Origin of the sequence: Nocardia sp. NPDC051321 (assembly GCF_044455225.1) — a bacterium.
In the GTDB taxonomy this organism is placed as follows: Bacteria; Actinomycetota; Actinomycetes; order Mycobacteriales; family Mycobacteriaceae; genus Nocardia.
On the sequence record NZ_JBITEM010000008.1, the window covers coordinates 103,448 to 116,440 of the forward strand.

Consider the following 12,993-nt stretch of genomic DNA (forward strand, 5'->3'; position numbering starts at 1 on the left):
AAGTCTTACTGTAACCGGCATCACTACACGACGCGAGTGTGCGTCAGATCACCGAGGAGTGCCCATGTCCTGGACCCATCGACGACGCTGGACCAGTGCCGTGCTGTGCGGGGTGTCGCTGGCGCTGGCCGCGACCGCCTGCTCATCGGGCAAGGAGTCCGATCCGGCCGCCAATGGCCCACAGCACCAGACGGGCGCGGTCAGCCTGGTGTACGCCCAGAAACAGGGCGACCAGGAGTACTTCATCGGCGAGGCCGAGGGTGCCAAGGCGAAGGCCAAGGAACTGGGCGTCGATTTGAAGGTCGTGAACCTGGGCAACGACGCGAACAAGGCGGTCACCGAGGTCAACAACGCGATCAACCAGAAGGCCAGCGGCGTGATCGTCGTGGTGCCGGATCCGTCGGTTGGTCCGCAGGTCGCCCAGCTCACCAAGACCGGTGGCGTCGCGCTGCTCACCTCCGACGACCAGGTCTGCACCTCCGGTCCGGATCCGGCGAAATGCGCCAAAGACCAACTGGTTCCGCGCGTCGGCTTCAGCGGAACCCAGATGGGCACCGAGGTCGGCCGCCGGGCGGGCGAGGACTTCAAGAAGGCCGGCTGGAAGCCGGAGGAGACAGCCATCGTCGACGCCTGGAAGCAGGACGTGACGGTCTGCACCGACCGAGTCCAGGCCAACAAGAAGGCGTTCCGCGAGGCGGCCGGGGTCGATGTCAAGGTGATCGATGTCGGTACCGACAACACCCCGTCGGACGCGCAGAACAAGATCTCCGCGACGGTCGCGGGCAACCGGTCGGTCAAGAACTGGATCGTGATGGGCTGCAACGACGAGAACGTCAGCGGTGGTGTCGCGGCCATCCAGAACTCCGGCTACGCCGCCGACAATGTGCTCGGCGTCGGCCTCGGCGCCTACCTGGCCTGCAAGGAATGGCGCGGCGGCAAGCCGACCGGCTTCAAGGCGGCGCTGTTCATCAACGGCAAGGACGTCGGCGCGCTCGCGGTGCAGACGATGTACGACTACCTGAAGAACGGCAAGGCCATGCCCGCCGAGGCCTTCGCGCCGACCACCATGGTCGACTCCAGCAGCTGGCAGCAGGCGGGCGTCACATGCAGCTGACCGGCCTGCGCGCTACCGGCCTCAGCAAGAGCTTCGCCGGGGTGCCCGCCCTGCGCGACGTGAGCCTGGACTTCCCCGCCGGCGCGGTGACCGCGCTGATGGGGGAGAACGGCGCGGGCAAATCCACCCTGATCCGCATTATCGGTGGCGATCACCGCCCCGACAGCGGCCGGCTCGAGCTCGACGGGGTGGTGCTCGAGCCGGCCACCCCGGCCGACGCGCGGGCGGCCGGGATCCGGGTGATCGGCCAGGAACCGGAGATCGTGCCGCACGTGTCGGTCGCCGAGAACGTCTACCTCGGGGCACTGCCGCGGCGGGCGGGCCGCCTGCTCGACCGCGCGGCCTTGCACGAGCGGATGCGCACCGACCTGGCCAGGCTCGGCTTCGATCGTGACCTCGACCCGGCCACCGTCGGGTCGAAACTGACTGCCGCGCAACGACAGTTGGTCGAGATCATGCGGGCGCTGACCACCGACGCCAAGGTCATCGCCTTCGACGAGCCGACCTCGTCGCTGTCCGACCACGAGACCGAATCGCTGTTCGCGCTGATCGGCCGGTTACGTGCGCGCGGGTTGGCGGTGATCTACGTGTCGCATCGGATGCGGGAGATCTTCCAGCTCGCCGACCGGGTCGCGGTATTGCGGGACGGCGCGCTGGTCGGTGTGCGCGCGACCGAGGAGACCGACGACCAGGAGATCGTCCGGATGATGGTCGGACGAGACCTGTCCACGCTGTTCACCCGCGGGCCGAGCACGCCGGGCCGGGTCGTTCTCGACGTCGACTCGGTCACCACCGACGACGTGCGGGAGGTGAGCCTGCAGGTGCGCGCCGGTGAAGTGGTCGCGCTGGCCGGTTTGGTCGGGGCTGGCCGGTCCGAATTGGCGGGCGCGCTGGCCGGTGACCACCCGATCCGCTCCGGCGCGGTGCGGGTGGACGGCAAGCAGCTGCGGTTGCGGCAGCCGCGTGACGCGGTGCGCGCAGGCATCGGTTACGCGCCGGAGGAGCGCAAAGCGCAAGCCCTGCTGCTGCATCGCGGTGTGCGGGACAATATTTCGCTGGCCATGCTCGACCAGCTGCGGCGGCTGCGATTCGTCAAGGCGGGGGAGGAGCGTCGGCTCGCCCAGCAGTATGTCGAATCGCTGCGGGTGCGCACGCCCTCGATCGAGCAGGAGGTGCGCAAACTCTCCGGCGGCAACCAGCAGAAGGTGGTGCTGGCTCGCTGGCTGGCCCGCAAGCCCAAGGTGCTGATCCTGGACGAGCCGACCCGCGGCGTCGACGTCGGCGCGAAGGCCGAAATCTACCGAATCATCGAGGAATTGGCCGAAGCCGGGGTTGCGGTGCTGGTGATCTCCTCCGAACTGCCCGAAGTACTCGGCCTGGCCGACCGGATCGTCGTCATGCAGCACGGGCGCGTCACCGGCGAATTGGACCGCGACGCGGCCAGCGAGGAGTCCATCCTCGCGCTGGCCATGGCCGATGACCTGACGTCGCACACATCTCGAGGGAACCAATGACCGAGCAACAACTGGAAGCGCCGCCGGTGGCGGCTACCGCCACACCGGCACCCCCACTGAGCCGGTATACCGCCGCACTCACTCCGCGCCGGCTGTTACACGCGATCGGGCCGGGGAATCTCAGCCTGATCGGCGCGCTGGCGGTCATCGTCGCGATCTTCGGCTCGCTCAACGACGGCTATCTCGACCCGGCCAACCTCGCCGGAATCGGTGACGCCGTAACGGTATTCGGGTTGCTGGCGGTCGTGCAGACCGTGGTGATCATCTGCGGCGCGCTCGATATCTCGGTCGGCTCGCAGGCGGGCGTCGCCTCGGTGATCAGCGCGATGGCGTTTACCGCGACCTCCGGCAACGCGTTTCTCGGCATCCTCGCCGCGGTCGGTGTCGGCGTGGTGCTCGGCCTGGTGAACGGGCTGATCATCGTCTATGGACGGGTCAACCCGGTGATCGCCACGCTGGCCACCTTGGCGGCGTATAAGGGCCTGGCCCAACTGATTTCGGGCGGCAAGGCGCAGGGATTCGTGCTTGACAACGACCTGTTCATCTTCCTGGCGCGCGGCAAGATCATCGGGCTGCCGGTTCCGGTGATCATCCTCGCGATCGTCGCGCTGGCCGTGCACGTGCTGCTGAAATACACCGACATCGGCCGCAACATCTACGCCATCGGCGGAAACGACACCGCCGCACGGCTTTCCGGCATCAACATCAACAAATACCTGATCGCGGTGTTCGTGCTCGCCGGCGTGGTGGCCGCACTCGCGGGCATCATTCTGACCGCGCGCACCGGGTCGGGCCAGCCGGTGTCGGGCAGTGAAGGTCTGGAGCTGAAGGCGATCACGGCCGCGGCGCTGGGCGGGTGCGCGCTCAAGGGCGGCAAGGGCACCGTCGGTGGCACGCTGCTCGCGGTCGTGCTGTTGGGGGCGCTGGACAACGGACTGAACGTTGTTGGCGTCAATACATTTTGGCAAAACGTCGCGCAGGGATCGCTGCTCGTCGCCGCCGTGGTGATTCAGCAGCGGCGCAGCGGTGAACGTGCGGTCGGGCTGCCGACCTAGCTATGGCCTGCAAGCAGACGGCCGCGGGCCGACCGAGACTTCAGGAGCGAACCATGATCAGATTGCGCGCGCATTCGTGCGCTCCGGCACCGGGACAACTGTGCGAAAGCCCGGTGTGGGACAACCGAACCGGCGAGCTGCGGTGGGTGGACATCCGCGGTGGGCACATTCATCGAGCGGCACTCGACCGGGCGGCACTCGACCTCACCCATCTCGCCACGGTGAGCCTGGCGCCGCCGGTCAGCGCGGTGGTGCCCTGCATCTCCGGCAGTGTGCTGGCCGCGGCGGGCGACACCTTCTATCGGATCGACGACGACGGCACGGCCATGCCGATCGCCGTAATACCGTTGCCGGACGACGGGATTCGGCGGCGGCTCAACGATGCGAAGGTCGACCCGCACGGACGGCTGCTCGCTGGCACCATGTCCGAAGAGGGCGTCCAGGGCAGTGCCGCGCTCTACCGGCTCGACCCCGACGGTGCGCTGAGCACGCTGCGCGACGGGGTCACCATCTCCAATGGACTCGACTGGAGCCCGGACGGCACCGTCCTCTACTACGTGGACAGCCCGACCAAGCGGGTCGATGCCTTCGACTATGACATCGCCACCGGCACTTTCAGCAATGGCAGGCCGTTCGCGCGATTCGACCACGGCGAGCCCGACGGGCTGACCGTCGATGGCGAGGGCTGGGTGTGGGTAGCGGTCTGGGGCGCGGGCCAGGTGCAGGCTTTCGACCCGGATGGGCAGCGGCGCGCGATCATCGATGTCGGGCCCTCGCAAGTGTCCAGCTGTGTGTTCGCCGGTCCGGACCTGGACGTCTTGGTGATCACCACCGCGGCGGAGGGAAAGGCGGCCGGTGAGCCGCATGCCGGGCGCCTGTTCGTATGTGTCCCAGGTGTTGTCGGTTTGCAGGCAACCCCGTACGCCGACGTCGGATTGGTGCGCAGCGATGGCCGATGACCTATTGCGGCTGGACACACCGGTCATTGCGATCCTGCGCGCGCCGACCGCCGCTCGCTTCGCCGAAGTCACCGCCGTACTGCACGAATCCGGCATCACCGCAGTGGAATTCACGCTCACCACCGACGGTGCGCTGGACGCACTGCGTGACTGCGCCGGATTCGAGCGTCCGATCGGTGCCGGCACCGTCCGCACCGCCGAAGACGCGCGCCGTGCGGTCGACGCAGGCGCCGCCTACCTGATCACCCCGATCGTCAGCGACGAGGTCATTCAGGAGGGGAACCGACTGAGCGTCCCGGTCATCTCAGGTGCGTTCACCCCCACCGAGATTCACCACGCCTGGGCAGCAGGCAGCACCATGATCAAGGTCTTCCCGGCCTCGGTCGGTGGACCCGGGTATCTCCGCGCCATCCGCGCCCCGCTACCCGAAATCCCGTTGGTGCCAACCGGTGGCGTAGCACTCACCGACGCCAGGGCTTACCTGGACGCGGGCGCCACCGCCCTCGGCATAGGTTCGCCGCTCATCGGTGACGCATGCACCGGCGGTGACCTCAACGCACTACGTGACCGCATAGGCGCACTGCGTGCGGAGTTGTCATGAGTGACCGGCGGAGCGGATTGTCATGAGGGGCAAGCTGATAACGCTCGGTGAAGCCATCGGCGTGGTGGCGGCGACGGAACCGGGACCGCTGGCTCCTGGTGCGGCGATGCGAATGGATTTCGCGGGTGCCGAGGCGACCGTTGCCATCGGCGTCAGCCGTTTGGGGCACGACAGCGCGTGGGTGGGTAGCGTCGGTGCGGACGCGGTCGGCACGATGGTGCTGGATCGGTTGCGCGCCGAACGCGTCGACGTCTCCCGATGCCGGATCGATCCGCAGCTGCCGAGCGGTTTGATGCTGCGGGAACGGCGTACCGCGGACCGCATTCGGGTGAGCTACTACCGGCGCGGACTGGCCGGTTCCCGGCTGTCGGCGGCCGAGATAGACAAGGAACAGATCGCTGCCGCGGGTGTCCTGCACCTGACCGGCATCACCCCGGCGTTGAGCCCGAGCGCATGCGACGCGGTGCACGCCGCGGTGGACGCGGCGGTCGACGCCGGTGTGACGGTGTCGTTGGATATCAATTACCGCAGTGCGCTGTGGTCCCGCTCGGCGGCCGCCGCGGAGCTGGCGAAACTGGTGGCGCGATCCGACATCGTCTTCGCCGGACCGGAGGAAGCGGCACTGCTGGTGCCCACCGCGAGTGCGGCGGCAATGGCGGAATCTCTTGCCGCACTCGGCCCGTCACAGGTGGTGCTGAAGCTCGGTGCCGAGGGCGCGCTCGCGCTGCACGAAGCCAGAGTGATCAGGCAGCCGGCGATCCCGGTGACCATGGTCGATCCGGTGGGGGCGGGTGATGCGTTCGTCGCCGGATACCTCGCGGGTGTCCTCGACGGCGGGTCGGTCCGATACAACATGCGGCTGGCCGCGACCTGCGGTGCTTTCGTGGTATCCGTCCCCGGCGACTGGGCCGGACTGCCGTTCCGGCACGAACTCGACTTGCTCACCGGCACAGACATTCAGCGTTGACCACGAAAGGAAACCCATTGAGTCGTCTGGCAGACCGAGTCGCGGTAGTCACCGGCGCGGCATCGGGGATCGGTGCCGCCACGGCGCGGCGTCTTGCCGCCGAGGGAGCCTCGGTGGTCATCGCCGATATCGCCGAGACCGGCGGCGCGGAAGTCGCCGCCAAGATTCGCGCGGCGGGTCACCGTGCCGAATTCGTCCGATGTGATGTCTCGCAAGAGGATTCGTGGGCCGAGCTGCGAGACCGGGTCAACAATCTGTTCGGTCCACTGGACGCGTTGTGCAGCAACGCATCCAAGCAGGCCACCATTCCCGCGCACGAACTGACCCGGCCGCAGTGGGACGAAGGGCTGGCGATCAACCTGACGCCGCTGTTCCTCGGTGTCCGCACCTTCATCGACGATCTGCGCGCCCGCGCGGGCAATGTGGTCGCCGTCTCCAGCGTGCACGCGCAGTTCGGGCTGCCCGGATATCCGGTCTATGCCGCGGCCAAAGGTGGATTGACCGCCTTGGTCCGGCAGCTCGCCGTCGAATACGGTTCGGCCCGAGTGCGATTCAACGCCATCCTGCCCGGCCCCGTCCTCACCCCGGTCTGGGACGACGTCGACGAGGAAGGCAGACGACTCTCCGCACGGGCCACCGCCCTCGACCGATTGGGCGCGCCGGAGGAGGTCGCCGCCGCGGTCGCCTTCCTCGCCTCCGATGACGCCTCGTTCATCACCGGCGCCAACCTCGTCGTCGACGGCGGCTGGAGCGTACGAAAGGAATCACGGTGAAGATCACCGCACTGACCACCTACCTGGTCGCGCCCCGCTGGTGCTTCCTGCGCATCGATACCGACGAGGGCGTCACCGGCTGGGGCGAGCCGGTGATCGAGGGCCGCGCGCACACCGTTGCCGCCGCCGTCGACGAGTTGGCCGACTATCTCATCGGCAAAGATCCGATGAGCATCGAAGCCCATTGGCAGGTGCTCACCAAGGGTGGCTTCTATCGCGGCGGCCCGATCCTGTCGAGTGCTGTCGCGGGTATCGACCAGGCCCTGTGGGATATCACCGGCAAAGCCCTCGGCGTCCCCGTCTGGCAGCTACTCGGCGGCGCGGTCCGCGATCGGGTCCGGGTGTACAGCTGGATCGGCGGCGATCGCCCCGACGACGTCGCACAGGCCGCGCTCGAACGAAAGCAGCAGGGCTTCACCGCGATCAAGATGAACGGATCGGCCGAACTCGAGGCCATCGACACCCCACGCGCGACCACCGGCATCGTCGACCGCGTCGCCGCCGTGCGTGCGGCCACCGGCGACGACTTCGATATCGCCGTCGACTTCCACGGCCGCCTGTCCGTCGCGATGGCGCGGCGGGTGCTGCCGCTGCTCGAGCCGTACCTGCCGTTCTTCGTCGAAGAGCCGCTGGTGCCCGAGGTCAGCGACCGGATCGGCGAGATCACCCGCGCGACGAGCATTCCCATCGCCACCGGCGAACGGCTGTACTCCCGCTGGGACTTCCACGCCGTGCTCGATCAGGGCGTCGCGGTGGTCCAACCGGACCTCTCGCACGCGGGCGGCATCTCCGAGGTCCGCCGCATCGCCGCCCTCGCCGAGAGTCGCGATGTGGCCATCGCGCCGCACTGCCCGCTCGGCCCCATCGCGCTGGCGGCCAGCCTCCAGGTCGGATTCGCCACCCCCAACCTGCTCATCCAGGAACAAAGCCTCGGCATCCACTACAACACCGGCTCCGACCTACTCGACTACCTCGTCGACCCCGCCGTTTTCGCCTATCGCGACGGCTACGTCGACCTGCCGCACGCGCCGGGCCTCGGCATCGACATCGACGAGAAAGCGGTGGTCCGCGCCGCCGAACTGGGACATCGCTGGCGCAACCCCATTTGGCACCGCAAGGACGGTGCCTTCGCCGAATGGTGAGCCGGTAGCCGCTTGACCTTCCCCTCGGGGCCGACCGCACCCTGGACGGCAAGGGAAGTTCCCTTGCCATGAGGAGGCGACAGTGGAGTTGCTCGCGATCGGCGCGTTCGCCCGGCTGGCCCGGCTTTCCCCGAAAGCCCTTCGGCTGTACGCGGAATCGGGCCTGCTCCCGCCCGCACGGACCGATGCCGACACCGGCTACCGCTGGTATTCGCCCGCGCAACTACCGCGGGCCCGACAGATCGCCCAGCTGCGTCAACTGGACATGCCGCTATCTCGGATAGCCGACGTCCTGGCTCTGCCGCCGGCACAGCGGGCGGAAGAGTTGGCCGCTTACCGGGACGAGCAGCAGCGTGCGTTCACCGCTAAAGCGGCACTGGTCGGCTTCCTCATCGCGCAACTGACTGGAAAGCAGGTTGCCATGTACGACGTCGCCCTCCGGACCCTGCCTGCGCGAACGATCCTGAGCCAGACCGACCACCTCACCGCCGATCGGATCGGTGCGTTCGCCACCCCGCTCTTCGCCCGCTTCGGCGGTCCGGCCGTGCCGCGGCCCGAGGGCATCGCCGGTCTGCCGTTCCTCCGCTACCACGGCGAACTCGGCGTCGACGACGACGCTCCGGTCGAATTCTGTTGTCCGATCACCGAATCCGACGTCGACGCGGTCGCCGAGCGCTTCCCGGACATGACTGTCGGTAAGGAGCGCGCGGGCCGGGAAATCTACCTCGGCGTCCCCAAATCCGACATGATGACCGCCCTCGGCTTCGAGTCGCTGCATCAGTGGCTGCTCGACCACAACGAGGAATCCGATTGGCGGCCACGGCAGATATTCCTCCTCGATCCCACCCGCGCCGACGAATCCGACATCGTCTACGAGCTGGCGATCACCCTGACCTGACTCGTCGGCCCGCCTCTCAGCGGTGCACACACGCAGGGCGATGTCCCCGAGTCCTGACCACTACGCCAGCTCGCGAGGAGTGATCAGGCTCACGATTTGATCTTGCTGTCGGACCGGTAAAAGTAACCTGATCAGGTGTTTCAGCCGGAATCGCGGCCGGACCAGCAGGAAAATCCGGAGAAATTTGTCGGTACCAAACGGTTTACTGATGCACGCCGATGAGTTCGAGCACCTGAGTCCGTCTCATTCATTGTGGCGCCGGGACCGCAACCCAGTAGGCCACACGTACTCGCACTCAACATCTACACCCGGAGGTACCCGATGTCCGCCCACATATCCGCTCCCGCGTCGGGAGGACGGACACCGCTGGTAATCCGGGTGCTGGTACTCGCGACCTTCGTGGTGATCCTGAACGAAACCATCATGATCAACGCGATCCCCCGGCTGATGGGAGACCTGCACGTCACCGAGCGTGCGGCGCAGTGGGTCTCCACCGCGTTCATGCTCACGATGGCGGCCATCATTCCCACCACCGGCTGGTTCCTGCAACGGGTTTCGACCAGGAAGGCCTACGCCACGGCGATGGGCGTCTTCCTGGCCGGTACCGCGCTGTCGGCCGTCGCGCCGACGTTCGCGGTGCTGTTGCTCGGCCGGGTCATCCAGGCCGGCGGCACCGCGGTGATGATGCCGCTGCTGATGACCACGCTGATGACCGTCGTGCCCGAACGCGACCGCGGCCGGGTGATGGGCAATGTCACCCTTGCCATTTCGGTGGCCCCCGCGATGGGCCCGGTGATTTCCGGGTTGGTGCTGCAGGTCGGCTCGTGGCGTTGGCTTTTCGTGCTGGTGCTGCCGATCACCGCGGTGGTCGCCTGGCTCGGCCTGCGTCAGCTGGAGAACGTCGGTGAGCCGCAAGCCGGTGCGATCGACTCGATCAGCGTGGTCCTCGCCGCACTCGGCTTCGGCGGACTGGTGTTCGGGCTCAGCCGATTCGAGGCGAGCAACCTCGCCAGTCCGGCCCTGATCGTCGCCGCCGGTGTCGCCCTGATCGCCGCGTTCGTGTTCCGTCAGCTGAGCCTGCAGCGCACCGGTACTCCGCTGCTTGACCTGCGGGTGCTGCTGGCGGGCACTTACACCAAGGCGCTGGTGTTGATGTCGGTCGCGTTCATGGCGATGCTCGGGTCGATGATCCTGCTGCCGCTGTACCTGCAGAACCTGCGTGGTCTGAGCCCGCTGGCCACCGGCCTGCTGGTGATGCCGGGCGGGTTGGCGATGGGTCTGCTCGGACCGAGCATCGGGCGGCTGTTCGACCGGTTCGGCGGACGGTTGCTGGTGATTCCCGGGTCGATCGGTATCGCCGCGTCGCTGGCCGGGTTCACCCAGATCTCGATGAGCATGCCGTACTGGCAGCTGCTCGGCCTGCACATCCTGCTGATGGTCTCGCTGGCCGCGACCTTCACGCCGGTGTTCACCCTCGGCCTCGGCGCGCTCCCGCATCACCTGTACTCGCACGGCAGCTCGATGCTCGGCACCCTGCAGCAGGTTGCCGCGGCCTTCGGTACCGCACTGGTGGTGACCGTGATGTCGGCCCGCAGCACCTCGCTCGTCGAAGACGGCGTCGACGCGGTCACCGCCCACTTGGACGGCATGCGTCTCGCCTTCCTCGTGTCCGCTGTGCTGGCGCTGATCGTGATCGTCGCGGCGGTGCTGCTGCCGAACCGGTCGGCCGATCCGGAGGGGGCCGATGAATCCGATACCGCGGCACCCGAATTGATCAAGCACTGACCTCGATTCGGTACAACGAAACCCCCGGCTGCGTACGCACGCCGGGGGTTTCGGCATTTCCGGCTCCCCGCGGAACCTGTTCGCTGGCGCCGATAAATGCATCGGTATGGCCTCCGTCGAGGTGTTGAGTTCGCTCCACCGTTCGCCCGGATGGCGCACCTGCGCAACCACTTTCCCCACTTCGACTGGGGTTTCACCAATGCGCCATCCCGGCTTAACCTCCGACCATCGGGATTATTCCGTCCCTTTGGAGGAGCCCACATGCCCCACATCTTCCGCTGTGCCAGTGCCGGTCGCTTTATCGCCGCTGCCGCCGCTTTACCCCTCGCTCTCTCGCTCACCCTGGTCGGCATCGCGCACGCCGACCCGGCGCCCCCCGAGCGACAACTGGCCAACTCGGTCCAGGCGCCCAACATCAAGCGGCACCTGCAGGAGCTCCAGAAAATCGCCGACGCCAACGGCGGCACCCGCGCTTCCGGCACACCGGGCTTCGAGAAATCCCGCGACTACGTGGCAGGCAAGCTGCGCGGCGCGGGCTACCAGGTGACGGTGCAGCAGTTCGACTTCCCGTTCTTCCAGGAGAAGTCGACGGCGGCCATGGCGCAGATCTCACCCGTCGCCAAGACCTACAAGCCGACCGCGCCGGGCAGCAGCGAATTCGGCGACTTCGCCACCCTGACCTACTCGGGTTCGGGGAACGCACAGGGCACAATCCAGGCCGTGGATCTGGTTCTGCCACCCACTCCGGAACCGAGCTCGACCTCCGGCTGTGAGGCGCAGGACTTCGCCGGCTTCACCGCGGGCAACATCGCCCTAATCCAGCGTGGCACCTGCACCTTCGCCGACAAGGCACGCAACGCCCAGACCGCAGGGGCGTCGGCCGTGATCATCTTCAACGAGGGGCAACCGGGTCGCACCGACACCTTCACCGGAACCCTTGGCGGGCCAGGCTTCACCGTGCCGGTGGTCGGCACCAGCTTCGCGATCGGTCAGGAGCTCATCGCCAAGCCCAACACGGTCGTCCGGCTGAAGACCGACACCGAGAGCTCCACCCGCACCACCAACAACATCATCGCGGAGACCAAGCGGGGCAACGCCGACAAGGTCGTGATGGCGGGAGCCCACCTCGACTCCGTGCTGGCCGGTCCCGGCATCAACGACAACGGTTCCGGCAGCGCCGGACTGCTCGAAGTCGCGCTGCAACTGGCCAAGGTGCCGAACAAGAACAAGGTCCGATTCGCCTGGTGGGGCGCCGAAGAACTCGGCCTGCTCGGCTCCGATCACTACGTGACGAACCTGCCTGAGGCCGATCGCGGCAAGATCGCGCTCTATGCCAACTACGACATGATCGCGTCGCCGAACTACTCGTACATGATCTACGACGGCAGCGGTGGACCGGCCGGTTCCGCCGAGATCGAGAAGAACCTGGCTCGCTACTTCGACTTCCTTCGCCTCCCGCACGTCCCGGCCACCCTCGACGGCCGCTCGGACTACGGCCCGTTCATGGCGATCGGCATCCCGGTCGGTGGCTTGTTCACCGGCGCGGAGGGCATCAAGACCCCCGAGGAACAGAAGATGTTCGGTGGTGAGGCAGGCAAGCCCTACGACGCCTGCTACCACTCGGCCTGCGACAAGATCAGCAACATCAACGACAAGGCATTGGCCGTCAACACCGGCGCCATCGCCTACTCCGTAGCAACCTTCGCATTCAGCGACAACCCACCCGCCCGCACCCCCGCCGCCAAGTCCGCTCCGGCCCAGCGCGGAAAGACCCAGACCCAACACGGTGGACTCACCCTGTAGGTCTGGAAGGAGTTCCGGCAGAACGCAACCCGGCGGGTCACCCGCCGGGTTGCGTTCTGTCACCCTGCCAGCAAAATCCGTTGCCGGGGCCGATGAACGGGGTCGCGCGGTATCGCCCGATCCGGGATGTCTGGGGTCGTGTGCTCGCGCCGCTGACCGCGTTGGCCGCCGGGCTTGCCGCACCGTGGTTGTCCGCGCTGTACTCGAGCTCCGTCGTCGATGACATCGAACGGCCCCGAACTCCGCTGGTCGTAACCCCGCCCGCGCCGCCGGGTTGACACGGCATATAGTAGTTGCTGCGGCGGTGGGGCTCGCCGCTCCGGACTTGGATTCGGAACAACCGCGGGCATCGCCGGCCAACAGTCCCTACCCCATCACCCCG

General features: G+C 67.3%; 12 protein-coding genes. All 12 read left to right on the plus strand.

What is annotated here, in order from left to right:
• The first annotated feature begins 64 nt into the window (after positions 1 to 64).
• On the plus strand, positions 65 to 1,114 hold the full coding sequence (locus ACIA8C_RS20300) for a substrate-binding domain-containing protein (RefSeq protein ID WP_397136788.1): 1,050 nt from the start codon (positions 65 to 67) through the stop codon (positions 1,112 to 1,114).
• A complete protein-coding gene (locus ACIA8C_RS20305; RefSeq protein WP_397136790.1) occupies positions 1,105 to 2,628 on the plus strand; it encodes a sugar ABC transporter ATP-binding protein in 1,524 nt (507 codons plus the stop codon). Before ACIA8C_RS20300 ends, ACIA8C_RS20305 begins: the two co-directional genes overlap by 10 nt.
• Entirely contained in the window at positions 2,625 to 3,683 is a 1,059-nt protein-coding gene (locus ACIA8C_RS20310) for an ABC transporter permease (protein ID WP_397136792.1), read from the plus strand. Before ACIA8C_RS20305 ends, ACIA8C_RS20310 begins: the two co-directional genes overlap by 4 nt.
• Positions 3,684 to 3,736: 53 nt before the next feature.
• Positions 3,737 to 4,642 carry an SMP-30/gluconolactonase/LRE family protein gene (locus ACIA8C_RS20315; RefSeq protein WP_397136794.1) on the plus strand — a complete coding sequence of 302 codons (906 nt, stop codon included), beginning with the start codon at positions 3,737 to 3,739 and terminating at the stop codon, positions 4,640 to 4,642.
• Complete coding sequence (locus ACIA8C_RS20320; RefSeq protein ID WP_397136796.1) at positions 4,632 to 5,243, plus strand: bifunctional 4-hydroxy-2-oxoglutarate aldolase/2-dehydro-3-deoxy-phosphogluconate aldolase; 612 nt, start codon at positions 4,632 to 4,634, stop codon at positions 5,241 to 5,243. The genes ACIA8C_RS20315 and ACIA8C_RS20320 overlap by 11 nt, the downstream gene beginning before the upstream one ends.
• Positions 5,244 to 5,265: 22 nt before the next feature.
• Positions 5,266 to 6,210, plus strand: coding sequence for a sugar kinase (locus tag ACIA8C_RS20325; protein ID WP_397136798.1), 945 nt, complete (start codon positions 5,266 to 5,268; stop codon positions 6,208 to 6,210).
• A 17-nt stretch (positions 6,211 to 6,227) separates the two neighbouring features.
• Entirely contained in the window at positions 6,228 to 6,983 is a 756-nt protein-coding gene (locus ACIA8C_RS20330; protein ID WP_397136800.1) for an SDR family NAD(P)-dependent oxidoreductase, read from the plus strand.
• Positions 6,980 to 8,125: a galactonate dehydratase gene (dgoD, locus tag ACIA8C_RS20335; protein ID WP_397136802.1), complete on the plus strand. Its 1,146-nt coding sequence runs from the start codon at positions 6,980 to 6,982 to the stop codon at positions 8,123 to 8,125. The genes ACIA8C_RS20330 and dgoD overlap by 4 nt, the downstream gene beginning before the upstream one ends.
• Before the next feature lie 82 nt (positions 8,126 to 8,207).
• On the plus strand, positions 8,208 to 9,023 hold the full coding sequence (locus tag ACIA8C_RS20340) for a MerR family transcriptional regulator (protein WP_397136804.1): 816 nt from the start codon (positions 8,208 to 8,210) through the stop codon (positions 9,021 to 9,023).
• A gap of 321 nt (positions 9,024 to 9,344) precedes the next feature.
• Positions 9,345 to 10,808 (plus strand): MDR family MFS transporter, encoded by a 1,464-nt coding sequence (locus ACIA8C_RS20345; RefSeq protein WP_397136806.1) that lies wholly within the window; start codon positions 9,345 to 9,347, stop codon positions 10,806 to 10,808.
• Positions 10,809 to 11,069: 261 nt separating this feature from the next.
• Positions 11,070 to 12,611 (plus strand): M28 family metallopeptidase, encoded by a 1,542-nt coding sequence (locus ACIA8C_RS20350; protein ID WP_397136808.1) that lies wholly within the window; start codon positions 11,070 to 11,072, stop codon positions 12,609 to 12,611.
• Between the two features lie 92 nt (positions 12,612 to 12,703).
• Positions 12,704 to 12,889 (plus strand): hypothetical protein, encoded by a 186-nt coding sequence (locus ACIA8C_RS20355; protein ID WP_397136810.1) that lies wholly within the window; start codon positions 12,704 to 12,706, stop codon positions 12,887 to 12,889.
• Positions 12,890 to 12,993 lie beyond the last annotated feature (104 nt).

Bases quoted from the DNA above. Each gene is read 5' to 3' on its own strand.
- ACIA8C_RS20310 (WP_397136792.1), top strand. From the start codon at position 2,625: ATGACCGAGCAACAACTGGAAGCGCCGCCGGTGGCGGCTACCGCCACA.
- ACIA8C_RS20300 (WP_397136788.1), top strand. From the start codon at position 65: ATGTCCTGGACCCATCGACGACGCTGGACCAGTGCCGTGCTGTGCGGG.
- ACIA8C_RS20355 (WP_397136810.1), top strand. From the start codon at position 12,704: ATGAACGGGGTCGCGCGGTATCGCCCGATCCGGGATGTCTGGGGTCGT.
- ACIA8C_RS20325 (WP_397136798.1), top strand. From the start codon at position 5,266: ATGAGGGGCAAGCTGATAACGCTCGGTGAAGCCATCGGCGTGGTGGCG.
- ACIA8C_RS20305 (WP_397136790.1), top strand. From the start codon at position 1,105: ATGCAGCTGACCGGCCTGCGCGCTACCGGCCTCAGCAAGAGCTTCGCC.
- ACIA8C_RS20345 (WP_397136806.1), top strand. From the start codon at position 9,345: ATGTCCGCCCACATATCCGCTCCCGCGTCGGGAGGACGGACACCGCTG.
- ACIA8C_RS20350 (WP_397136808.1), top strand. From the start codon at position 11,070: ATGCCCCACATCTTCCGCTGTGCCAGTGCCGGTCGCTTTATCGCCGCT.
- ACIA8C_RS20315 (WP_397136794.1), top strand. From the start codon at position 3,737: ATGATCAGATTGCGCGCGCATTCGTGCGCTCCGGCACCGGGACAACTG.
- ACIA8C_RS20320 (WP_397136796.1), top strand. From the start codon at position 4,632: ATGGCCGATGACCTATTGCGGCTGGACACACCGGTCATTGCGATCCTG.